At 56.7% G+C, this 20,789-nt stretch carries 24 protein-coding genes, 1 tRNA gene and 1 riboswitch; of the genes, 6 read left to right on the forward strand and 19 right to left on the reverse strand.

The window, feature by feature from the left end; translation table 11 throughout:
* Position 1: 1 nt before the first annotated feature.
* Complete coding sequence (locus tag G5154_RS16655) at positions 2-724, forward strand: AcvB/VirJ family lysyl-phosphatidylglycerol hydrolase (RefSeq protein WP_421251421.1); 723 nt, start codon at positions 2-4, stop codon at positions 722-724.
* 270 nt (positions 725-994) lie between these two features.
* Here the strand turns inward: G5154_RS16655 and G5154_RS16660 are convergent.
* Positions 995-1,082: transfer RNA gene (locus G5154_RS16660), tRNA-Ser, on the reverse strand.
* A gap of 134 nt (positions 1,083-1,216) precedes the next feature.
* A complete protein-coding gene (locus G5154_RS16665; RefSeq protein ID WP_005337119.1) occupies positions 1,217-1,672 on the reverse strand; it encodes a YbjN domain-containing protein in 456 nt (151 codons plus the stop codon).
* A 158-nt stretch (positions 1,673-1,830) separates the two neighbouring features.
* Here G5154_RS16665 and G5154_RS16670 point away from each other — a divergent pair, with 158 nt between their 5' ends.
* Positions 1,831-3,168: a flavohemoglobin expression-modulating QEGLA motif protein gene (locus G5154_RS16670; RefSeq protein WP_005337120.1), complete on the forward strand. Its 1,338-nt coding sequence runs from the start codon at positions 1,831-1,833 to the stop codon at positions 3,166-3,168.
* Between the two features lie 80 nt (positions 3,169-3,248).
* On the opposite strand, the gene G5154_RS16675 is transcribed toward G5154_RS16670, so the two are convergent.
* Both G5154_RS16675 and G5154_RS16680 read right to left on the reverse strand, forming a co-directional pair.
* On the reverse strand, positions 3,249-3,830 hold the full coding sequence (locus tag G5154_RS16675; protein WP_005337121.1) for a thymidine kinase: 582 nt from the start codon (positions 3,828-3,830) through the stop codon (positions 3,249-3,251).
* Positions 3,831-3,921: 91 nt separating this feature from the next.
* Positions 3,922-5,502: a Na+/H+ antiporter NhaC family protein gene (locus G5154_RS16680; protein WP_069555733.1), complete on the reverse strand. Its 1,581-nt coding sequence runs from the start codon at positions 5,500-5,502 to the stop codon at positions 3,922-3,924.
* A gap of 88 nt (positions 5,503-5,590) precedes the next feature.
* A riboswitch (Lysine riboswitch) is annotated at positions 5,591-5,762 on the reverse strand.
* 302 nt (positions 5,763-6,064) lie between these two features.
* Between G5154_RS16680 and G5154_RS16685 the strand changes: the two genes are divergently transcribed.
* Positions 6,065-6,469: an H-NS family nucleoid-associated regulatory protein gene (locus tag G5154_RS16685; RefSeq protein ID WP_005346461.1), complete on the forward strand. Its 405-nt coding sequence runs from the start codon at positions 6,065-6,067 to the stop codon at positions 6,467-6,469.
* Positions 6,470-6,538: 69 nt separating this feature from the next.
* Here the strand turns inward: G5154_RS16685 and G5154_RS16690 are convergent, their stop codons facing one another.
* The 5 genes from G5154_RS16690 to G5154_RS16710 all read right to left on the reverse strand — a co-directional run bounded on the left by G5154_RS16690 (position 6,539) and on the right by G5154_RS16710 (position 9,427).
* Positions 6,539-7,114, reverse strand: coding sequence for a cob(I)yrinic acid a,c-diamide adenosyltransferase (locus G5154_RS16690; RefSeq protein ID WP_421251422.1), 576 nt, complete (start codon positions 7,112-7,114; stop codon positions 6,539-6,541).
* Complete coding sequence (locus tag G5154_RS16695; protein WP_005337126.1) at positions 7,111-7,341, reverse strand: DUF3820 family protein; 231 nt, start codon at positions 7,339-7,341, stop codon at positions 7,111-7,113. Before G5154_RS16695 ends, G5154_RS16690 begins: the two co-directional genes overlap by 4 nt.
* A 1-nt stretch (position 7,342) precedes the next feature.
* Positions 7,343-8,014 (reverse strand): 7-carboxy-7-deazaguanine synthase QueE, encoded by a 672-nt coding sequence (gene queE, locus G5154_RS16700; RefSeq protein ID WP_021231395.1) that lies wholly within the window; start codon positions 8,012-8,014, stop codon positions 7,343-7,345.
* Between the two features lie 61 nt (positions 8,015-8,075).
* A complete protein-coding gene (queC, locus tag G5154_RS16705) occupies positions 8,076-8,783 on the reverse strand; it encodes a 7-cyano-7-deazaguanine synthase QueC (RefSeq protein WP_421251423.1) in 708 nt (235 codons plus the stop codon).
* Between the two features lie 20 nt (positions 8,784-8,803).
* Positions 8,804-9,427 carry a tRNA-uridine aminocarboxypropyltransferase gene (locus G5154_RS16710; protein ID WP_337072935.1) on the reverse strand — a complete coding sequence of 208 codons (624 nt, stop codon included), beginning with the start codon at positions 9,425-9,427 and terminating at the stop codon, positions 8,804-8,806.
* Here G5154_RS16710 and rrtA point away from each other — a divergent pair.
* Entirely contained in the window at positions 9,426-10,019 is a 594-nt protein-coding gene (gene rrtA, locus G5154_RS16715) for a rhombosortase (protein WP_421251425.1), read from the forward strand. The two genes, G5154_RS16710 and rrtA, sit on opposite strands and share 2 nt — an antisense overlap.
* On the opposite strand, the gene pyrF is transcribed toward rrtA, so the two are convergent.
* The 6 genes from pyrF to cmk all read right to left on the reverse strand — a co-directional run bounded on the left by pyrF (position 9,994) and on the right by cmk (position 15,167).
* On the reverse strand, positions 9,994-10,695 hold the full coding sequence (pyrF, locus tag G5154_RS16720) for an orotidine-5'-phosphate decarboxylase (protein ID WP_421251426.1): 702 nt from the start codon (positions 10,693-10,695) through the stop codon (positions 9,994-9,996). The two genes, rrtA and pyrF, sit on opposite strands and share 26 nt — an antisense overlap.
* Positions 10,696-10,713: 18 nt before the next feature.
* Entirely contained in the window at positions 10,714-11,880 is a 1,167-nt protein-coding gene (gene lapB / locus G5154_RS16725; protein WP_337072938.1) for a lipopolysaccharide assembly protein LapB, read from the reverse strand.
* Between the two features lie 9 nt (positions 11,881-11,889).
* Positions 11,890-12,174 carry a LapA family protein gene (locus tag G5154_RS16730; protein ID WP_337072939.1) on the reverse strand — a complete coding sequence of 95 codons (285 nt, stop codon included), beginning with the start codon at positions 12,172-12,174 and terminating at the stop codon, positions 11,890-11,892.
* 158 nt (positions 12,175-12,332) lie between these two features.
* A complete protein-coding gene (ihfB, locus tag G5154_RS16735) occupies positions 12,333-12,617 on the reverse strand; it encodes an integration host factor subunit beta (RefSeq protein WP_005299934.1) in 285 nt (94 codons plus the stop codon).
* A 92-nt stretch (positions 12,618-12,709) separates the two neighbouring features.
* Positions 12,710-14,380 carry a 30S ribosomal protein S1 gene (gene rpsA / locus G5154_RS16740; protein WP_005346482.1) on the reverse strand — a complete coding sequence of 557 codons (1,671 nt, stop codon included), beginning with the start codon at positions 14,378-14,380 and terminating at the stop codon, positions 12,710-12,712.
* Between the two features lie 94 nt (positions 14,381-14,474).
* A complete protein-coding gene (cmk, locus tag G5154_RS16745) occupies positions 14,475-15,167 on the reverse strand; it encodes a (d)CMP kinase (protein ID WP_005351160.1) in 693 nt (230 codons plus the stop codon).
* A 248-nt stretch (positions 15,168-15,415) separates the two neighbouring features.
* On the opposite strand from cmk, the gene ribA reads away from it, so the two are divergent.
* Positions 15,416-16,009, forward strand: coding sequence for a GTP cyclohydrolase II (ribA, locus tag G5154_RS16750; RefSeq protein ID WP_005337152.1), 594 nt, complete (start codon positions 15,416-15,418; stop codon positions 16,007-16,009).
* Positions 16,010-16,090: 81 nt separating this feature from the next.
* On the opposite strand, the gene G5154_RS16755 is transcribed toward ribA, so the two are convergent.
* Both G5154_RS16755 and G5154_RS16760 read right to left on the reverse strand, forming a co-directional pair.
* On the reverse strand, positions 16,091-17,047 hold the full coding sequence (locus G5154_RS16755) for a LysR substrate-binding domain-containing protein (RefSeq protein ID WP_421251427.1): 957 nt from the start codon (positions 17,045-17,047) through the stop codon (positions 16,091-16,093).
* A 63-nt stretch (positions 17,048-17,110) separates the two neighbouring features.
* Entirely contained in the window at positions 17,111-17,986 is an 876-nt protein-coding gene (locus tag G5154_RS16760) for a LysR family transcriptional regulator (RefSeq protein ID WP_042053074.1), read from the reverse strand.
* Positions 17,987-18,081: 95 nt separating this feature from the next.
* Between G5154_RS16760 and G5154_RS16765 the strand changes: the two genes are divergently transcribed.
* Positions 18,082-19,305: an MFS transporter gene (locus G5154_RS16765; protein WP_421251428.1), complete on the forward strand. Its 1,224-nt coding sequence runs from the start codon at positions 18,082-18,084 to the stop codon at positions 19,303-19,305.
* A 106-nt stretch (positions 19,306-19,411) separates the two neighbouring features.
* Here the strand turns inward: G5154_RS16765 and G5154_RS16770 are convergent, their stop codons facing one another.
* Positions 19,412-20,005, reverse strand: coding sequence for a VOC family protein (locus G5154_RS16770; protein WP_421251429.1), 594 nt, complete (start codon positions 20,003-20,005; stop codon positions 19,412-19,414).
* Positions 19,999-20,763 carry a hypothetical protein gene (locus G5154_RS16775; protein ID WP_005346503.1) on the reverse strand — a complete coding sequence of 255 codons (765 nt, stop codon included), beginning with the start codon at positions 20,761-20,763 and terminating at the stop codon, positions 19,999-20,001. The genes G5154_RS16770 and G5154_RS16775 overlap by 7 nt, the downstream gene beginning before the upstream one ends.
* Positions 20,764-20,789: the final 26 nt, after the last annotated feature.

Genomic DNA, 20,789 nt, shown 5'->3' on the forward strand with positions numbered 1-20,789 from the left:
AATGAGATCCCTGATATTGCTGTTACTCAGTCTCGTACTGCCCGTTTCATCTTTTGCGGCGCACGCCGCCCCGGTCAAGGATGACCTGAGCCTGATTGAGCTGCCGGTCAAGCAACCATCCGACGCCCCCATGGTGATCTTTCTCAGCGGCGATGGTGGCTGGGCAGCCCTCGACAAGGGGTTGAGCGCCCAGTTTCAGCTGCACGGCATGCCGGTCGTGGGCTGGAGCTCCCTCACCTACTACTGGAAGAAGAAAACCCCGGAGCAGGTGACCGCCGATCTGGAGCGGATCCTCAATGATTACCAGACTCGCTGGCAGCGCCCTCACTGGCTGCTGGTAGGCTTCTCGTTTGGTGCCGAAATTGTCCCCTTCGTCATCAACCGGTTGCCGGAGCACTATCGTCAGGGGCTGGTCGGGGCCGTGATGCTCTCCCCCTCCACCAGCTCGGACTTCGAGATCCACGTCAGCGATATGCTGACCCACAAGGTGCGCAGCTACCCGACCGAACCGCAGGTGAAAACCATCCGCGACCTGCCGATGCTCTGCCTGCAAGGAGCCGATGACGATAACGGCGACCGCCTCTGCCCCCGTCTCAACCAACCCAACGTCACCACCGTCACCCTGCCGGGAGGACACCATTTTGACGATAACTACCCCCAGCTCTATCAGGCCATCACCAAGCATCTGAACCTGCCCCCGGATCCGCTGACTGTGGAGCATTAACCCGTATCACCACGGAATGCCTTTCAAGTACCGAGCAGGGCCTCTCTTGCGAGAGGCCCTTTTACTGAATTGGGCGGAAACTTTAAAAGGATCGACCAATGGGTTGGCCGTGGCGTCAAAGTCACCGAGGCTTTTCACTACGATTGCCCAAGAGGTTCAGCCAGATGCTGGGCTATCAACAATGAGGATTTGCATTCCTATGCCAGCAACCACGCGGGGATTGCGCCAGAAAGCAAAAAGCCCTGATGTTTCCATCAGGGCTTTGCAATGTGGCGGTGAGGGAGGGATTCGAACCCTCGATACGTTGCCGTATACACACTTTCCAGGCGTGCTCCTTCAGCCACTCGGACACCTCACCAAATTTTGGTCTGTGGTTTAACGTGTTCAGCCAACACGGTGTTCGCTACGCTGTTGCGCTGGAACGGGGCGTAATTTAGGGGAAAGCCCCGCCCGCGTCAACGGCTTTTTTCACCTGGCGAACCGTTCGAACACTTAATGCACAGATTCCGGTGCAACCTGAATTTCCGGCAGGTTGAGGAAGCCGGAACGTTCGCATTCGGCAACCAATTCGTGGGTGGCGGCGATGGTGCTTTGCACGAACAGCAGGAACTGCTCGACGCTGAGTCCGGCCTTGGTAAAGACGGTGTGGCCGACCACCAGCCGCGGCAGGTTGTCATCGATGATATCGAGGAACACCTTGAGGGAGGGGTACTGCATATTGAGTCGGCCCAGTTCGGCAACCAGCGGCAGCATTGCGGAGGGGCGCACTTCCAGCTCGGAGGAGAACAGCAGGCCTTCCTCTTCCACGAAGATCCGGCTCTCCTGAATACCATCGACCGACTGCAAAGAGACAATGTGGATACCGTGACACTGGTCGCAGACATAGTGCTCGATACGAGCCTGTTGCAACCAACGCATTATCATTTCGGAGCTGGGGATATTCATCATTTCCACGACAAGATTGGGATCAAGGGGCGCAGTCTAAACCAATTTGCTATCAACAAAAAGCACGCCAACCCGATAACCCTGCGGCTCGCTTCTTTTTGGCAAGCGCTATGCATATACTCAGCCAAATCCACGACGACGCTTGCCCCACAGGGGGCCCCATGACTATCCAAGAAAAGTATCGCCTTCATCTGAAATCACTCTCGGATGAGCTGCTCACCCTGCAAAAACCCATCCGCATTCTGGATGCCATCAAATGGCCACGCCATCTGCAGGATCGCTTTCTGGCAAGCGGTGGCAGGGAGCTGCCCGCTATCGACAGGCACTTCTATGATGCCCTCCCCCTCGGCTTCGATCCGCGCAACAAGTATCTGGAGCTCAAGGAGCTGCGGGACCGGATCCGCAGAAAGCTGGGGCCACAGGACGATCTTGGCCGGATCCTGCAAGAGACGGTCGATCAGTACATGGTGGTGATCGAGATGCTGCGCCAGCGCGGCCAACCCGATTTTCAGCGTTACAGCCAGCTGCTTTATGGCTCTGCCAGCGATCACCTGCGTGGGGATCGCAAGACCCTCAAGGAGCTGGGCGCCCGCCTGTGCGATATCTTCTCCCTGCCCGGCGCGCGCCATCTGGTGCGCCCCTACCCCAAGGAGTTCGAAGGAGAAGCCGCGGTCGCCAAACTGCAGGGCAAGCTGTCGAGCTACTTCAGTGACGGCACTGTGCAGGTGAAGCTGAGCGATGGCATCGTCTCCGATGCCGCTGCCGGTGGCGACTACATCAAGCTCAACTCCCACGCCCGTTTCTCCGAGCTGGACTTGCAGGTGCTGGAGGTACACGAGGGCTGGGTCCATGTCGGCACCACCCTCAACGGTCGCCAGCAGCCCTATGCCACCTGGCTGAGCGCAGGTTCACCGCGGATCACCGCCTGTCAGGAGGGGCTGGCTGTCCTGATAGAGACCCTCACCTTCAGCTCCTTTCCGGATCGGGCCAAGCGCATCTCCGATCGGGTGATGGCCATCGACATGGCCGAGCGCGGCGCCGATTTTATCGAGGTGTTTCAGCATTTCGTGCAGCAGGGCACCAGCGAGCACGACGCCTACAAGATCACCCAGCGGGTCTTTCGTGGCGGCATGGTGGGCGGCGGTGCCTGCTTTACTAAGGATCTCTCCTACGTGCGTGGCTATGTGGAGACGGTCAACTTCATCCGCAGCGCCGTGCTGGAAGGGGTGCCCGAGATCCTGCCGATGCTGTTTGTCGGCAAGGTGACACTGGATGACATTCCGGTGCTCTATCAGCACTATCTGGAGGGGCTGATCGCCGCTCCCCGCTATTTGCCGCCGATGTTTCGCGATCTCACCGGCCTCTATGTCTGGTTCGGCTTTGCCTCCGGCATGTCACTGGTCGATATAGGCCGGGTACAGCACCATTTTCGCCAGCTGTTTCAACGCCTGCCGGTGGCCGACCCCATCATTGCGCCGGTGGATATCGAGATCGACTGAACCACAGCGATAGAAGTTGGGGAATATAAAAAGGGCGCCAGATTGGCGCCCTTCTCGACGATTCAAATATCGCCGCCGAATTACTTGTAGGCCCGACCTTCGAGATAGTGTTTGCGACAGAGCGACACATAGCGATCGTTGCCGCCGATCTCCACCTGTTCGCCATCACGCATCACCTGCCCCGCTTCATTGACCCGGGAGTTCATGTGAGCCTTGTTGCCACACCAGCAGATGCTCTTCAGCTCTTCAAACTTGTCGGCAAGACAGAGCAGATGGTAGGAACCGGGGAACAGCTCGCCGCGAAAATCGGTCTTGAGGCCATAGGCCATCACCGGAATATCCTGCTCATCGACGATGCGGGCCAGCTGGTAGACCTGCTCACGGGTCAGGAACTGGGCCTCGTCCACGATGAAAACATCGATATGTTTCTTCGCATGGCGCTCTTTCACCATTTCAAACAGATCGCAGCTGTCGCTGAACACGTCAACCTTCAGTTCAAGGCCAACCCGGGCACTGATCACCCCGACCCCGAAACGGTCATCGATGGCTGGCGTCATCGCCAGAGGATGCATGCCCCGCTCCAGATAGTTGAAGTGCGCCTGAATGAGCTGGGTGGATTTGCCTGAATTCATGGTGGCAAATTTGTAGTGCAGTGAAGCCATGATACTGTTCCGAAACTGAATTTATGGGGCGCATGCTAACCAAAGCCCCTGACAAAACCAAGGGGCCCGCGGGCCCCTTGCTCTATAAATGTTACGCGGTGGCCAGCTCTGGCCGCGCTTTGGCCTTTTTCAGGTGATAGCTGGTAAAGAGCACGAACCAGAGGGCGCTGACGCTGAAACCGGCCAGGCTGGAGTGCATCAAGCCCATTGCCAGGTAACCGATGGCCGCACCGAAGGCGATGGCCAGTGCATAGGGCAGCTGGGTCATCACGTGATCGATGTGATGGCAACCGGCACCGGTGGCAGAGAGGATGCTGGTGCTGGAGATGGGTGAGCTGTGATCCCCGAACACCGAGCCAGCCAGTACCGCCGCCAGCATCGGCAGCATCAGGCTGATGTCGCTGGCGGCAGCCATGTCGCCGGCCAGCGGCAGCATGATGCCGAAGGTACCCCAGCTGGTACCGGTAGCAAACGCCATGGCACAGGAGAGGATAAAGACCACGGCAGGTAGCACTTCGATCGGCAGGTTACCGTTAGCCAGCGAAGCCAGGTACTTGCCGGTCTCAACGTCGCGCACCACGGCACCGATAGTCCAGGCAAACAGCAGGATGTTGATGGCTGGCAGCATGGCCATGACGCCTTGCGGAGCGGCCTTGATCCAGTTCTTGGCACCCAGCTTCAGGCGCATCGCCAGACCGATGGAGACCACCAGACTGCACAGGGCACCGTAGACCAGCGAAGAGCCGACGTTGGTATTTTCGAACGAACCGAGCACGCTGAACGGCAGCCCTTTCTCGCTCAGCACCGCAGCACCGGAATCGATCATGAAATAGATGGTGGCGGCGGTCAGGGTCAGGATCGGCAGTACCATGTCGATCATGCCGCCGTTGCTCTCCTCCGGGCTCTCCATATCCAGACCGATGGGGCGGCCCTTGGACTCATCCCACAGCTTGCCTTCCAGCGCCCACGCTTCGTGTTGACGCATCGGGCCGATATCGAGTTGGAATGCAATCACCACCAGCACCATGATCAGGGTGAAGACGGCGTAGAGGTTCATCGGGATCATCTCGACAAATGCCGCGATGGGGCTCTGTTCGGTCAGACCGTGGGCCGCCATGATGCCGCCCACCAGGGCGATGATATAGGCGCCCCAAGAGGAGATGGGCATCAGCACGCAGACCGGCGCCGCGGTGGAGTCCAGCAGATAGGCCAGTTTGGCACGGGAGATCTGGAAGCGGTCGGTGACCGGACGGCAGATTGCCCCCACCGACAGGCTGTGGAAGAAGTCATCGATAAAGAAGGCAAACACCATCATGCCAGTCAGGGCTTTGGCGCCCTTGCGGGTCTTGGCACGACGCTCGGCCCACTCGGCAAAGGCACGGGTCGCCCCGGAGACGCTCATCAGACTGATGAGGCCGCCCAGCAGCAGCATAAACAGGATCATGTTGACGTTGTCACGATTGAGCGCACCATCGACCCAGAAGATCTTGAGCACGGTATTCAACATGTAATGCAGGGATTCGAGGGGCGAAAACTGATTGAGCAGCAAACTGCCGGTGACGATGCCCACACCAAGGGACAACAGTACGCGGCGGGTCAGGATCGCCAGCGCGACAGCCAACAGGGGGGGAAGAACGGACCAACCGGAGTCGGCGAAATGACTAATGTCCATGATCTCTTTGCACCTAAAGATTACAGGTGGAGATCTACCGAGAGGATCTAAAGAAACAAAACCTATGGGGAGGTTATACTCCTCAGCCCCTTCAGGTAGCGCTCCATAGTGGATGACTATGGCAGTCCTGCACCTATTAGATGCAGAACCAGCAGCCCGGTATGATGGCCTGGCCACTTCGGCGCTGACTCCTTTCCTTGTGCATCACAGGCATCACCCTCCGCACAAATACTCATAGGCAGCGCGCCTCTACTTAAAGGTATTCGATGCACATTTTATCGAGATGGTAGCTTATAGCAAGTTTTTTGATTAAATAGTCATGATAAACAGACCAAGGTCGTAAAATGGTAGTCAAATGATGCAACAACGCCAGCTTTGACGCTATTTTCACCTACTGCGGCTTCATTGGCATCCAATCACCAAGCCTATTGCTGGCCATATTAAATCTCTGTATTGATGTTCCCCACGGATATTATATTTAACCCGGCTTGACTTATTTAAATCACCAAGCAAGAATCAGCTGGAACATAATATTTTTCTCTGACTCGACGTGGTAACTCCTATGAATGAATTTTTAAAGGTACTGCTTAATATCCGCAGTCTGCGTGCTACCTGCCGCGAACTTTCTCTGGAACAACTGGAAGAGGCGCTGGATAAATTCTCCACTATCGTAGCCGAGCGCCAGCAAGACGAAGCTGCCGCCCGTCAAGCTCGCGAAGAACATCAGCGAAAAATCAACGAATATAGCGAAATGCTGAAAGCTGCCGGCATAGACCCAGCCGAGCTGGTCAATGCCGTTGCAACAACATCTGGCAAGACCGAAAAAACAAAGCGAGCACCACGGCCAGCCAAATACCGCTATCAGGATAATGGCGTAGAGAAAACCTGGACGGGCCAAGGCCGTATGCCTTCGGCTATTGCCAGCGCAGTGGCAGCAGGCAAATCACTGGAAGACTTTGCTATCTGATCTCAATCTCGTTGCTAATAAAAAACCTCGCCAAGGCGAGGTTTTTTATTAGCGCTTAAATGTGAAATGTCAGATAGCCGATTGCGGTCGATCTGCAGCCTTGACCCACAGCACTTCACGCCCCCCTGCCATGCAGATGAGATAGCGGGCAACGGTAAAGAACCAGTCACTCATCCGGTTCAGATAGGGCAGGACCTCGGGATTGACACGCTCTTCCCGGCTCAATGTCAGCAGCAAGCGCTCGCAATGACGCACCAGAGTACGCACCACATGCGCTTGCGCCGCGGCACGGGAACCACCCGGCAATATAAATTGGCGCAGCGGTGGCAATGACTCGCTATAACGATCTATCTGCTGTTCAAGGCGAGTGGTCCAGGCGGCATTAACTTGCCAAATTGCTTCATTCTGGGCATCGCTGGAGAATGCCAACTCCCCCCCCAGATCAAACAACTCTTGTTGCAACAGCTGTAAATCAGCCAATAAGCCGACCTCTTGCGACGGGATGTCACAAATTAGCAAGCCAATATGGGAGTTGAGCTCATCGATATAACCGTAGGTCTCGACCCGCAAATGATCCTTGGGCAATGGGATACCATCGGCCAGCCGGGTCATACCTTTGTCGCCCTGCCTCGTATATATTCTCATACCGACATCCTGTTAATAATGGGAATAATCATGGACTCGAGCCCATTGAGTTTGATTTCGTAAGCCAGCGCCAGTGTCTGGCCCAATTTGCCCGCCGGAAAACCGCTGCGCGCCATCCACACCAGATAGGGCTCGGGAATATCTATGATACGCCGCCCCTGATATTTACCGTAAGGCATCTTGTTGGTCAGGGTCAGCAGTACCTGTTCGTCGGATAGCCAATCCATATTAATCGATATCCAGATATTTATGAGTCTGGATTGAGAGTCGCCAGTTACGCGCGATACAGGTATCCATCGCCAATTGAGTGGCCCGTGGTTTCTGGCTGATCGGCTGCAAGGCAATGACCACGTCCGGGCGCAGAGTTGCGGTCGCGAGCAGCGCATCCAGCTCTTCAATATGGTGCTCGGTCGCCACCGGATGCTTGATCTCGTTGGCCCGCTCCAACGCAGAAACCAGTACAGGCAGCCCTCCTTTCATGCCGATTTTGGGGGAGACGGTCACCCAAGTCTGCTCATGGGTCTTGATCTCGCTGGTGCCACTGGTTTCAATCTGCACCTGATAACCCGCCGCCAGCAGGGCTGACGAGAGTTCGTACAGATCGTAGAGGCAGGGCTCGCCACCGGTGATCACCACATGGCGAGCCTGATAACCCAGATCGGCAAAGCTCTTGATAATCTGCGCGGTGCTGAGTTGGCTCCAGCAATCGGATTCGTTGGAACGATCAAGTACCGCCTCCTTACCCACTTCACGAGCCGGATCAACAACCCAGGTATGACGGGTATCGCACCAGGGGCAGCCCACCGGGCAACCCTGCAGGCGAACAAAGATGGCGGGCAGGCCGGTAAAGATGCCCTCCCCCTGGATGGTCTGGAAAATCTCGTTGATTGGGTAGTGCATCTCGATCACGGCTTGTTGCAAAAGTCGCGGATTATACCCCAAGCCACGGCAAGACGCAGGCTCACTCTGCGCTTTTCTCGCCCAGCCCGGTTTTCTCAAACAGTCTGGCCATGATGCCCGCCTTGTCGGCCAGATAGTTGTTCAGGCCGCGACTGCGCAGTTCACACGCAGGACACGTGCCGCAACCGTCACCGGCAATGCCGTTGTAGCAGGTCAGAGTCTGCTGGCGTACCGTGTCGAGGTGACCATAGTGATCCGCCAGCGCCCAGGTTTCAGCCTTGTCGAGCCACATCAAGGGAGTTTCAAAACGGATGCCGCGATCCAGCCCGAGCGACACCGCCTGATTGAGGGCCTTGACGAACTCGTCACGGCAATCGGGATAGCCGGAGAAATCGGTCTCGCAGACACCGGTGATCACCGCTTTGGCACCCACCTGATAGGCATAGATGGAGGCAAGCGTCAGGAACAGGATATTGCGGCCCGGCACGAAGGTGTTGGGCAGCCCGTTATCCTGCAGCGCGCAGCTGACAGGAATGTCGTCACGGGTCAGGGCAGAGACCGCCAGCTCATTGAGCAGCGTTACATCCATCACCTTGTGGGCGGCAATCCCCAGTGCACTGCCCAGACGACGCGCGATGTCGATCTCTTCCCGATGGCGCTGGCCATAGTCGAAGGTGATAGCGTGCACTTCATCATACCGGGCTAATGCCTGCACCAGACAAGTAGTGCTGTCCTGACCGCCGCTGAAAACCACGACTGCTTTTTTCATCTTGATAACTCCTTGAATTGTCACGCGCGGCGGCCTTCGGCAAAGTCCTGCCACTGGGTATTCAACCGATTGAACAGGGTCAGCAAGGGCGCATAGCGCTCCAGCCTCCCCTCCCATCGGGACAAAAGGTGATAGCCCGCCTCTATGGTAGAGAGGGCATCGGGAAAGGGTTTCTTGCGAATGGCATATTGACCGGCAATGGCACCAATGCCGATGCGGGGCAAGCGGGCCAGTGTCGGGTTGCTCTGCAACATGCGATAGGCTTTACGCCAGGTGCCGTCAAGCAAGATAAAGGCGATGGACGTTTTGCCAGAGGGTTCACTCTCCAGCTGTTGGCGAAGATCGGTCAGCGAAATGGCATCCTCATCCGGCCAGAGTAGATAGCAGCGACGGGAAGGATCTGCAAGCAACCCATCAAGCCACTCATCGCGGGAAAAGTCCTCACCCACATGGATCTCGCACTGTTGCAAAGAGGCTGCCAGCAGCGCCGCAGTCCCCTTGGGATGTGCCACCTCGTTGGGGTGCTGCAAGATATAGAGGGGCGTGTGATTGTCAACCGGCACAATATAATCGCACAGGCAGGCTTTGAGGGCTCGGGTGCAACGTGTACAGTATCGACTGTTCTTGTCGTTGGACTGTTTCATGTTGTCAGACAAATCTGGATTTCTCTGGGTTATCACGCTCTCTCTCACCAGCTTGCTACTCTTCTTTACCGTACCCAATCTTCAGCTCTCCTTCGATCGGCCCTTGATCGCCGGGGGCGAAGGGTGGCGGATCATAACAGGCAATCTGGCTCATACCAATCTGTGGCACCTGCTGCTCAATCTGGGGGGCCTCGCCATCCTCTATAGCCTGTTTCGCGACTATCTGGGTGGGGCTCGCCTGCCGCTGCTGATGTTGCTGCTCTGGCTGGCAGTGGGCTTGGGGATCTGGTGGTGGTGCCCGCAGACCCAGTGGTACATGGGACTATCCGGCTCGCTGCATGGTCTGTTTGTCTGGGGGGCAATGCAGGATATCCGCCACGGACGCCGCACGTCGGGCTGGCTACTGTTGGCAGGGATGGGGCTCAAGCTGGCGATGGACTTCTACAACGCAGGAGAGAGCCCGATATCCACCCTGATCAATGCCAGGGTACACATCGGCTCTCATCTTATCGGGGCCGGTGCAGGCCTGTTGCTCGGCCTGCACCGTGTATCACTGAGTGAGCCTGTTACGCACCAACCAGCTCGGCATTGATGCTGGCCAGCATGGCGGCCGGATCGGCAGCCTGCGTAATGGGGCGACCGATAACCAGATAATCGGCTCCCGCCTCGACCGCCGCTTTGGGTGTCATCACCCGGCGCTGATCCCCCACCGCTGAACCGGTCGGGCGAATACCCGGGGTCACCAGTTTGAAATCGGCGCCCAGCAAGGCTTTCAGCTCATGGGCCTCGTTGGCAGAGCAGACCACCCCATCCAGACCGGATGTTTTGGTCAGGGTGGCCAGCCGGATCACCTGCTCGGCTGGGCTCACATCCAGACCAAGGGGGATCATGTCGGACTGTTCCATGCTGGTCAGCACGGTCACACCGATAAGCAGGGGCGCTTTGTCACCATAAGGCAGTAACGCCTCTTTGGCGGCACGCATCATCCGCTCACCACCACTGGCATGCACGTTGACCATCCAGACACCGAGCTCGGCACTGGCTGCCACGGCTTTGGCAACGGTATTGGGAATATCGTGAAACTTCAGATCCAGAAAGACATCGAATCCCTTGGCCACCAGCTGGCGTACATACTGCGGGCCAAACAGGGTAAACATCTCCTTGCCTACCTTGAGACGGCACTGTGCCGGAGAGATACGTTCAACGAACGCTAAGGCATCTGCCTCGTGCTGATAATCCAGCGCTACCAGTACTTTGGGATCTTGCATCTCACATCCTATTGCTTGTTATTCACCGTCCAGACCACGGATCGGCTTGATGGAACCCCACTGGCGACAAGACGGGCACTGCCAGAACAGCGAGTGAGTGGCAAAGCCGCACTGCCGACACTTGTGGGTTGACTTGATTTTGATCTGCTCGCCGACCAGCTGTTGCAGCAGCTCGAGGCTCTCCTTGGCGGGTCCCTCTTCCGCACTGGCCAGCTGAAAACCCACCAGCTGGTAAAAACCTTTCATTGACGGATGACGACGCAGCTGACGCAGCACCAGCGAACGGGCCTGGCTCAGGCCATCACGCTCTTCAACCAGCTTGGCAAGGGCCAATGTCACGCTGACGCCGGCATGATCCTCCACTGCCTTTTCAAGCAGCGGGATCAAGGCGGGCGTGCGACCCAACTGCTGATAGCACTCGAGCAATTTGGGCATTGCCTCGGAGGCAAAGTCGATATCCTGCTCGAACACCCGCAGTAACTCCTTGCTGGCCTGCTCATACAGCCCCTCAGCCATGGCGAGCTCAGCGAGGCGCAAACTGGCCCGGGCACACGCCGGATTGATACTGAGCGCCCGTTTGAGCTTGGCCAGCCCCTCCCCTTTCTTGTCCTCGCGCAACGCGATCTCGGCTTGTTCGCAATAGAAATGGGAAATGGGATCGGCCAGCTTCTTGCCTTGGAATTTTTGCAGACGAACCGCCACATCAATGGCCTTGTCCCAATCCCGCAGCTGCTGATGAATAATCAGTAGCTGGGCCAACGCCGTCTCTTCAAAATCGCTGTCATCACACAGCTCGTTCCAGAGCGCTTCTGCCCGATCGAGCAAACCCGCAGCCAGAAAATCGCGCGCAAGCTCCTGCAAGGCAAGCTGACGCTGCTCCCGGGTCAGTTGGCGGGTCACCAGATTCTGGTGGATCTTGATAGCACGATCGACCTCACCCCGCTGGCGAAACAGGTTGCCGAGAGAGAGGTGGGTTTCGATGGTTTCACTGTCCACCTCGAGCAGTTGGATAAAAAGATCCACCGCCTTGTCGGATTCATCGGACAACAAATAGTTGAGGCCCGCCACATACTGGCGGGAAAACTGGTTGCTCTGTTTCTGGGTGTCCTGGCGAACACTCCTGCGCCCCATGTACCAGCCATAACCAGCGGCGATGGGTAACAGCAGGAAAAGCAGTTCAAGCATTGAGGAACATTATTCCTTACCCGAAGACCGGACCAGTTCCAACTCGCGGGATTGACGACGCATGGTGCGGTTGAGGGTGCGATTTTGCATTTTCAGGCGCAGGAACAGCAGGCCGAATACCAACCAGCCCAATAAAAAACCGCCAGCGAAGAAGAAACCCAACAACATAGCAAGTGAGAACTCACCTTGAGCGATCAGGTAATTGAACTGAACCAGCTGGCCATTTTGCGAGCCGAGCGCCAAGGTCAGAACAAACATCAGCACCAGCGGAATGAGGGCCAAAATACGCTTCATAAGAGCTCCCTGTCAGTATCTAATGAGAGGCTGATTATCCTTAAAATCGCAGGCAGACTCTAGAGTGAATGGGAAAAGAGTTTAAGAAACAAGACGATTGGCACAGGAATCGGCGCCAAAAACAAAAAAGGCATACCCGAAGTATGCCCATTTCTGCATTATTCAATAATGTTGACGCGCTCGCGCAACTCTTTACCTGGTTTGAAGTGCGGGACATATTTCCCGGTCAGTTCAACCTTGTCCCCAGTTTTGGGGTTGCGACCCACGCGGGGCGCACGATAGTGCAGTGAAAAACTGCCAAATCCACGGATTTCAATCCGGTCGCCGTTTTGCAAGGTCGACGCCATCTGTTCAAGGATCTCCTTGATGGCAGCTTCGACATCCTTGGCCGGCATATGCATGCGGCTGGCTGCCAGTTGTTCGATGAGATCTGATTTGGTCATAACGTTAAATCTCCTTCCCCGATCACATGCAATATTCATTTTGCCAGGATAAAAAAGGGCGGCGCAATGCCGCCCTTTTCATGCATCAAGGATTACTCACCCTTGGCGGCTTTGAACGCTTCAGCCATAGCATTGCTGAACACAACTTCTTCTTGCTGGTTCAGGCTATCGATAGCAACACGCTCGTCAGCTTCGTCCTTAGCACGGACAGACAGGCTTACGGTGCGGTTCTTACGATCAACGCCCATGAATTTAGCTTCAACTTCGTCACCAACAGACAGCACCAGAGTGGCGTCTTCTACGCGGTCACGAGCAGCATCGGAGGCACGCAGGTAGCCTTCTACGCCGTCAGCCAGTTCGATAACGGCACCTTTGGCATCAACCTCGGTAACCTTACCCTTCACAATAGCACCTTTCTTGTTGTCAGCCAGGTACTTGTTGAACGGGTCTTCTTCGATCTGCTTGACCCCCAGGGAGATACGCTCACGCTCCGGATCCACTTGCAGAACAACGGCTTCGATCTCGTCGCCTTTCTTGAATTCACGCACGGCTTCTTCGCCCTGGTTGTTCCAGGAGATGTCAGACAGGTGAACCAGGCCGTCGATGCCGCCATCCAGACCGATGAAGATACCGAAGTCAGTGATGGACTTGATCTTGCCGGAAACACGGTCGCCTTTGGCGTGAGTTTCGGCAAACAGCTGCCACGGGTTGGATTTGCACTGCTTCAGACCCAGAGAGATACGACGACGCTCTTCGTCGATGTCCAGAACCATCACGTCAACCACGTCGCCAACGTTAACAACTTTGGACGGGTGGATGTTCTTGTTGGTCCAATCCATCTCGGATACGTGTACCAGGCCTTCAACGCCTTCTTCGATTTCAACGAAGCAGCCGTAGTCGGTCAGGTTGGTCACGCGGCCAGACAGACGGGTGGTCTCCGGGTAACGCTTGGCGATAGCAACCCAGGGATCTTCGCCCAGCTGCTTCAGACCCAGGGATACACGGGTACGCTCGCGGTCGAACTTCAGAACCTTGACAGCGATCTCGTCGCCAACGTTGACGATTTCGGAAGGATGCTTAACGCGCTTCCACGCCATGTCGGTGATGTGCAGCAGGCCGTCAACACCGCCCAGATCTACGAATGCACCGTAGTCGGTCAGGTTCTTGACGATACCCTTAACTTCTTGACCTTCTTGCAGGTTAGCCAGCAGGCTTTCACGCTCGGAGGTGTTCTCGGTCTCGATCACGGCACGACGGGAAACAACAACGTTGTTGCGCTTCTGGTCCAGCTTGATGACTTTGAACTCGAGTTCTTTGTTTTCCAGGTGAGCGGTGTCACGGATCGGACGCACGTCAACCAGAGAACCCGGCAGGAAGGCACGGATGCCGTTCAGTTCAACGGTGAAACCACCCTTGACCTTGCCGTTGATGATACCGATAACGGTAGCTTGCTCTTCGTAAGCCTTCTCAAGCTGCAGCCAGGCTTCGTGGCGCTTGGCTTTTTCGCGGGACAGCTTGGTTTCGCCGAAACCATCTTCGATAGAGTCCAGAGCCACATCAACGGTGTCGCCGACATTGATTTCCAGCTCGCCCATGGCGTTCTTGAATTCTTCAGCCGGGATAGCAGACTCGGATTTCAGACCGGCATCAACCAGTACGAAACCGTTCTCGATAGCAACGACAGTACCCTTGACGATGGAACCTTGACGGGTTTCAACGGCGTTCAGGGACTCTTCAAAGAGTTGAGCAAAAGATTCGATCATTGTTTATGTCACAAATGAAACATCCACTTGCAATCCGGCACAAGCGGGGCTGTTTTAAATAATCTGCGCCATCCTTGGTGCAGACGACCGGATGTCAGCTTGCACTGGCATCACCAAGTTGTTGCTCTGCATAGGCGAGCACTGTTGCCAGCACTTCATCTATGGTCATGGCGGTAGAGTCTACCACCAGAGCATCTTCTGCCGGTTTCAGGGGTGCAGTAGCGCGATTTCTGTCGCGATCATCACGTTCCCGAATCTCGGTTAAAAGACGCTCAAAGTTAACATCAAAGCCCTTATCTTGCAACTGCTTATAGCGACGCTGGGCCCGTTCTTCGGCACTGGCGTCGAGGAAAATCTTCACCTCGGCCTCGGGGAAAACAACTGTACCCATGTCACGACCATCGGCAATCAGACCCGGAGCCTGACGAAATGCCCGCTGACGGCGCAGCAAGGCTTCGCGCACCCGGGGGAAGGCGGCGATTTTACTGGCAGCATTACCCACTTCTTCGGTGCGGATGGTGCGTGAGACATCTTCCCCTTCCAGGATCACCCTGACCAGATCGCCTTCTACCTGAAATTGCACATCCAGATTGGCAGCCAGAGGCACCAGTGAGGCTTCACTGTCCAGCTCTACATCGTGATGCAGGGCGGCCAAGGACAACACCCGATAGATGGCGCCCGAGTCCAGCAAGTGCCAACCCAGCTTCTCAGCAAGCAGCTGACACAAGGTGCCTTTACCTGCACCACTGGGGCCATCAATTGTCATTACGGGGGCCATCTGAGGCATAACTTCTCTCCTGCACTGTGTTGCTCCCATCCCGAAGGGGTGGGTTAATGGGCGCCGATTATACCCGAATGTGGTGAGCCTGGCAGTCATCAATCCGCACAAAGGGCCAAAACCCCGACGGACAGCTGTGCTTGTATCTCATTTGGACATTTCATTAAGCAATGCAGGGACTTGTTCTTATGGTCGTTCCTGACAAGGCGCGCTAAACTGGCCCCCTTTTTTGAGCCGTTAGTAGTAAGGAGCAACCTATGAGCAGCGTTACCCTCGTGGCCAAATCCAAATTGCCAACCCCTTGGGGCACCTTCACGCTGGTAGGTTTTCAGGAAACCGGCACAGGCAAAGATCACGCCGCACTGGTGATGGGCGACATTACCGGTGAAGAGCCCGTGCTGGGCCGGATCCACTCAGAGTGCCTGACCGGCGACGCCCTGTTCAGCCTGCGTTGTGACTGCGGTTTCCAGTTGCAGGCGGCCATGGAGAATATCGCCAAAGCCGGTCGTGGCGTGTTGCTGTATGTGCGTCAAGAGGGCCGAGGCATCGGCTTGCTCAACAAAATCCGCGCCTATCACCTGCAGGATCAGGGAGCCGATACCGTGGAAGCCAACGTGGCCCTTGGTTTCGCCGCCGATATGCGCGACTACACCATCTGCGCCGATATGCTCAAGCAGCTTGAGGTCAAGTCTCTCAAACTGATGACCAACAACCCGCGCAAGATGAAAGCGATGGAATCCTTCGGTATTCCGGTGGCCGAACGGGTACCGTTGCAGGAAGGGCGCAATCCCCACAACGAGTTCTATCTGTCGACCAAGGCCAACAAGCTGGATCATATGCTGAAGAAGTGAGCCTGAATTGACGAATGTCAGATTGTCAAACGCCTCCCATTGGGAGGCGTTTTTCTTGGGATGACCACACATCAACCCAAGCTATCTAAGTGGCACGGTCAAATTGGCCAGCATAGCTTCAAGCTCTTCGCCAGTGCGGGCAGCACAGTATTGTTCAACCCGCTCCCGGGTCAATTGCGGCGCGAGACGTCCAATCAGGTCATACAGATAGCCGCACAAAAACGCCCCTCTGCGCAACCCGATAGCGGCAACGCCACTAGGTAGCCAAGGCACCTGTTTGAGCAGCAGATCACCATCGCGCTGGGGCTCCCAGGCAAAAGTTGCCATCACTCCGATGCCCATTCCTTGTCTGACATAGGTCTTGAGCACATCGCTGTCGCTCGCACAGCAGGCGATCCGGCTCTCGGCATGAGCGCAATCAGTGCCATGTGCAGCAGAGAGCGCCCTTCCATCGGTCACCAATGCAAACTCCACCAGCTCGGCCGGGGTCAGCGATGTTGCTTTGGCCAACGGATGATCCTTGGGCAGCACCAAGCCCCGTTGCCACTGAAAAGAGGGGAGCATGAGCAGATCGCTCCCCTCCTCCGGTTCATCCGCCAGCAGCAGATCAGCAGCGCCATCATGCACGGCTGCGCGGCACTGCGCCGCACTCCCTTGCATCACAGTTACTGCAACTTTGGGGAAGCGGGCCATGAATCCCTTGAGGATGGCGGGCAGAATATAACGGGCTTGTAGATGAGTAGCGGCAATAGTGAGGGTTCCCTGCTCCGGATGCACATGCTGCCTGGCCATCACCTTGATGGTGGCCACCTTGTCCAGCACCTCGGCGGCCACTTTGATCACATCCCGACCTATGGGGGTGATCTGGGTCAGGTGTTTACCGCTGCGCTCGAAGATCTGGATCCCCAGCTCATCCTCCAGCATCCGCACCTGTTTGCTGATCCCGGGCTGGGAGGTAAAGAGGCTCTCGGCGGTGGCCGACAGATTCAGCCTGTGGTTGGCCACCTCGACGATATAGCGCAATTGCTGCAGTTTCATGGTGTAGCCCTCAAGCGAACCCACTGTTAATAGTAACAAACTTTCAGCAATGACCCGCCGCCATCAGGCTGGGCGATCCTTGAGTAGGAAATCGCGCAAGGCACGGTTGGCCATAGAGAGCGGATCACCACGCCGCCACGCCACACAGAGGTCTAGGTAGATGGGCGGGTCGAAGGGTACGCCACTCAGATCCGGCTCCTCTTCCAGCACCATCCGCAAGAAGGTGGTCACCGCAAAGCCTTGCCGCACCACCGCCTTGAGCAGAGGGATAAGATTGCTCTCGAAGGCGATATCGGGTTCAACGCCCAGGCTCTGGGCCAGCGCCTCCATATGCTCCCGGTGGTAGAAACCACGGCGAAACAAAGCCAACTCCTGAGCGAAAAACTGCGAGAGGGTGACGGCCGGTTCGCCGCGCAAGGGGTGATCGTCCCCCACCACCATCAACATCTCTTCGCTCAGCAGATGTGCCCCCTCAATGGCGGGGGGGAGATCACTGGTGATGAGAATGGCCAGATCGAGGGAGCCATCCACCATCCGGCTGAGCAGCTCACGGGTGCCGGCCTCTTCGACCCGGATCTTGAGGCCGGGATAGCGATGCTTGAAGGCCATCAGACGAGGGGGGAAATAGTAGGAGCCCATCATGTAGGGGATCCCGATCCGCACTTCCCCCCGCTCCAGCCCCTTGAGCTCGGCCATCTCGGCCTCGGCCTGATGCATCTGCAACAACAAGCGCTCGGCATGGCGACAGAGCACCTCTCCCTCCGGGGTGAGCCGTACCGCCCGATCCTGTCGATCAAACAGGCGCAATTCGAGCTGCTGCTCCAGCTTGGCGATGGCCATGCTGATGGCCGGTTGTGCCACATGCAGACTGTTGGCTGCCTTGGTAAATGAGCCGGCATCCCTGACCGCCAGCAGATAGGTGAGCTGTTTCAGATCCATGTATCAATTCATCTTATGAGATAGATAACTTAAATATATTATATTTATAACCGCAAGGACTCTACCCTGACCAAAAGTAGTCAGGACAATACGCAATGATTGAAGTTGGAAGTCGCGAGTGGATACGTGCAACCCTGGCCCTCAGCCTGGGCTCTTTTCTGGTGTTTCTGAACCTCTACCAGACCCATCCCCTGTTACCCCTGATTGCCGAAGTCTTCTCGGTCAACTCCCTCTCGGCCAGCTGGACCCTGGCAGGATGCACTGCAGGCCTCGCCGCCTCCCTGCTGATCTGCGCCAGACTGGCGGATCGCCATGGCCGTCGGCAAGTCATGCTGGGGACACTCACCCTGGCGATCCTGCTCTCACTGTTAATCCCGCTGGTTGAGCAGTTTGGTTCCCTGCTGTTGCTGCGCATCCTGCAGGGCGCGCTGCTGGCAGGGCTGCCCGCGACCGCGATTGCCTATATGGGGGAAGAGTTCAGCAAACGGGCGCTGCTCTCGGCGGTGGGGGTCTATATTGCCGCCAACTCCCTCGGTGGCATTGCCGGTCGGGTGGTAGGCGGCCTATTGGCAGGCTGGTTTGGCGACTGGCAGCATACCTTTCTGGGGATTGGAGTGATCAGCCTGTCACTGCTGCCGCTGGTCTTCTGGCTGCTGCCCCATCAGACCCGCTTTGTGGCGAGCGCCCCCGTTCGCGGCCAATTTGCTCGCGCCTTGCAACAACACCTGACCAATCCCTTGCTGGTAGGGGCCTATCTGATTGGCGGCCTCAACTTTATGGTGTTTCTGAACCAGTTCAGCTACCTCACCTTCCTGCTGGCCAAGCCCCCCTTCTCCCTGCCCACCCAATGGCTCGGCATGCTGTTTCTCACCTATCTCTCGGGGACTGTAGCCTCCTCCTTGAGCGGCCGCTTTGCCAACCGCTGGGGGGCACAACGGATGCTGCTAGTGGGGATCGCGCTGATGGCTATCGGCAGTCTGTGGCTGCTGCAGGGCAGTCTGCTCGGGATCCTGAGCGGCTTGCTGGTCTCCAGCTTCGGTTTTTTCCTGGCTCACGCCTGTGCCAGTGCCTGGGTGGGTCATCATGTCGAACACAACCGGGCCCTCGCCTCCTCCCTCTATCTGGTGGCCTACTATCTGGGGGCGAGTCTGGGGGGACTTTACCTGCACCCCTTCTGGGAGCAAGGCGAGCTGGGCGGTCTGGTCATGGGAATTGAACTGGTCCTCATCCTGACGGCAGGCTTGAGCCTCTGGCTCGGCCGTCTCAAGCAGCGAAGCCAATCGCCACAGCCCGCCCAGCACCCCCACCGACACGGGTAACAGGCTCAGCGCAAACAGGGTCACCCACGAGCAGATGGCGATCTCGCAACCCAGCACCGCCAGATAACAAAAGGGGTCACACCGGTGACCCCTTTTGCTGCGTTATTCAAGAGCCTGTCAGGCTCGCACCGCATTTAGAGCAGGAGCACTCCTGATCGAAATAATCCGCAGGCACCGCGACCACAGCACCGGTCGCCACCTCTTCGGCGATCACCTCAGCCAGCGGGCGCAGATGAAACTTGATCTGGCCGGAAGGCAACATCAGGCCAATATCGGGGTTGCGGGTATCCTGCATGTTGCCGGTTTTGAATGGCAGCTCGGGATAGCGCGCTACCAGATCTTGCAGTGAAGTAACCACCAGCTCGATATGTTCCAGCCCCGCCTGATGGACGCGACCCGGTTTCGGTGCAGCCAGCTCGATACAGGGTACCTGTACCTCACCAGCCAACAGCAGCTGATGCAACTGATAAGTGGCGATGGGACGTCCGCCAATCATACCCTCCACCAGCAAGGTGCCCGCCTCAGCCAACACAGCACATAGCGCGCGGTACTCCTGCAGGGTTGCCGCCCGATAACAGAGGTGATCGACCGTTGGCTGTGAAATTGTGACGCCAGTGGCGGCCAGTTCGGCCAACAGCTGAGAAACAAATGGGGCCATTGGCCCCAGTGTGGAATCGAGTGGGTGGGACATGCTTACCATTTCTTCTTGGGTTGAAACAGGACATCGAGCTCGTCGGCTTCCTTGTCCTTGATGTTTTGCAGATCCTGCGCGCTGTTTTGCTGCTGCAGCTCTTCAAGCTCCTTGAGCCCCTGACGCATATCCTCTTCACGAGCCAGCAGATAGGGATCCTTGTCGCCCACGCTCGCCATGGCCGACAGACCCTTGGTATAGAGCTGGCGGCAAGTACCATATTGGCCCTGAATGCGGGCATCCATCGCCCGCTTGACCAGATTGGAGATGTTGATCTTGAGCTGCATCAGCTCGAGGCGACGCTCTTCCTGGGCGAACCCCTGAGGGTCAATCTTGCCCTTGTTGTGCTCGACACGCAGCACGGCCCGCATCTTCTTGACTAGTTGCAGCATCTGGATCGCCTGACGATCGGACTCCGGGGTCTTGAACTGCCCCTCATCCTGAACGCTATAGTTCTCCTGCACATTCTTGATCTGGGTCTGCACATCGGCGATACGCTGCTTGATCTGGTTGTTGGGCATCACCTGGGCGATGGCGCGATAAGCATCGAGGATCCGGTGCTGCAACAGCAACACCATATTCTTGGAGAAAGGCACCAGATTGACGTTCAGCAGCACCTCTTCGGTCTCATCGGCCACAGTCTTGTGTCTGGCAACGGCGTGACGCTTGTCCGCCTCCGCCTTCTGCTTATATTGCTGCACCACGTTATAGGCGATAACCAAAAACAGGAGTGCGCCGATAGACAGCAATACCAAAGTTAAAATCATAGGATGTCCAAACCCCTGTTCCTATT

It is taken from the genome of Aeromonas sp. 600527 (assembly GCF_049175415.1).
Taxonomy (GTDB): Bacteria; Pseudomonadota; Gammaproteobacteria; order Enterobacterales; family Aeromonadaceae; genus Aeromonas; species Aeromonas veronii_A.

Bases quoted from the DNA above. Each gene is read 5' to 3' on its own strand.
- G5154_RS16655 (WP_421251421.1), top strand. From the start codon at position 2: ATGAGATCCCTGATATTGCTGTTACTCAGTCTCGTACTGCCCGTTTCA.
- G5154_RS16665 (WP_005337119.1), bottom strand. From the start codon at position 1,672: ATGATGAATATCCCCAGCTCCGAAATGATAATGCGTTGGTTGCAACAG.
- G5154_RS16670 (WP_005337120.1), top strand. From the start codon at position 1,831: ATGACTATCCAAGAAAAGTATCGCCTTCATCTGAAATCACTCTCGGAT.
- G5154_RS16675 (WP_005337121.1), bottom strand. From the start codon at position 3,830: ATGGCTTCACTGCACTACAAATTTGCCACCATGAATTCAGGCAAATCC.
- G5154_RS16680 (WP_069555733.1), bottom strand. From the start codon at position 5,502: ATGGACATTAGTCATTTCGCCGACTCCGGTTGGTCCGTTCTTCCCCCC.
- G5154_RS16685 (WP_005346461.1), top strand. From the start codon at position 6,065: ATGAATGAATTTTTAAAGGTACTGCTTAATATCCGCAGTCTGCGTGCT.
- G5154_RS16690 (WP_421251422.1), bottom strand. From the start codon at position 7,114: ATGAGAATATATACGAGGCAGGGCGACAAAGGTATGACCCGGCTGGCC.
- G5154_RS16695 (WP_005337126.1), bottom strand. From the start codon at position 7,341: ATGGATTGGCTATCCGACGAACAGGTACTGCTGACCCTGACCAACAAG.
- queE (WP_021231395.1), bottom strand. From the start codon at position 8,014: ATGCACTACCCAATCAACGAGATTTTCCAGACCATCCAGGGGGAGGGC.
- queC (WP_421251423.1), bottom strand. From the start codon at position 8,783: ATGAAAAAAGCAGTCGTGGTTTTCAGCGGCGGTCAGGACAGCACTACT.
- rrtA (WP_421251425.1), top strand. From the start codon at position 9,426: ATGTTGTCAGACAAATCTGGATTTCTCTGGGTTATCACGCTCTCTCTC.
- G5154_RS16710 (WP_337072935.1), bottom strand. From the start codon at position 9,427: ATGAAACAGTCCAACGACAAGAACAGTCGATACTGTACACGTTGCACC.
- pyrF (WP_421251426.1), bottom strand. From the start codon at position 10,695: ATGCAAGATCCCAAAGTACTGGTAGCGCTGGATTATCAGCACGAGGCA.
- lapB (WP_337072938.1), bottom strand. From the start codon at position 11,880: ATGCTTGAACTGCTTTTCCTGCTGTTACCCATCGCCGCTGGTTATGGC.
- G5154_RS16730 (WP_337072939.1), bottom strand. From the start codon at position 12,174: ATGAAGCGTATTTTGGCCCTCATTCCGCTGGTGCTGATGTTTGTTCTG.
- ihfB (WP_005299934.1), bottom strand. From the start codon at position 12,617: ATGACCAAATCAGATCTCATCGAACAACTGGCAGCCAGCCGCATGCAT.
- rpsA (WP_005346482.1), bottom strand. From the start codon at position 14,380: ATGATCGAATCTTTTGCTCAACTCTTTGAAGAGTCCCTGAACGCCGTT.
- cmk (WP_005351160.1), bottom strand. From the start codon at position 15,167: ATGCCTCAGATGGCCCCCGTAATGACAATTGATGGCCCCAGTGGTGCA.
- ribA (WP_005337152.1), top strand. From the start codon at position 15,416: ATGAGCAGCGTTACCCTCGTGGCCAAATCCAAATTGCCAACCCCTTGG.
- G5154_RS16755 (WP_421251427.1), bottom strand. From the start codon at position 17,047: ATGAAACTGCAGCAATTGCGCTATATCGTCGAGGTGGCCAACCACAGG.
- G5154_RS16760 (WP_042053074.1), bottom strand. From the start codon at position 17,986: ATGGATCTGAAACAGCTCACCTATCTGCTGGCGGTCAGGGATGCCGGC.
- G5154_RS16765 (WP_421251428.1), top strand. From the start codon at position 18,082: ATGATTGAAGTTGGAAGTCGCGAGTGGATACGTGCAACCCTGGCCCTC.
- G5154_RS16770 (WP_421251429.1), bottom strand. From the start codon at position 20,005: ATGGTAAGCATGTCCCACCCACTCGATTCCACACTGGGGCCAATGGCC.
- G5154_RS16775 (WP_005346503.1), bottom strand. From the start codon at position 20,763: ATGATTTTAACTTTGGTATTGCTGTCTATCGGCGCACTCCTGTTTTTG.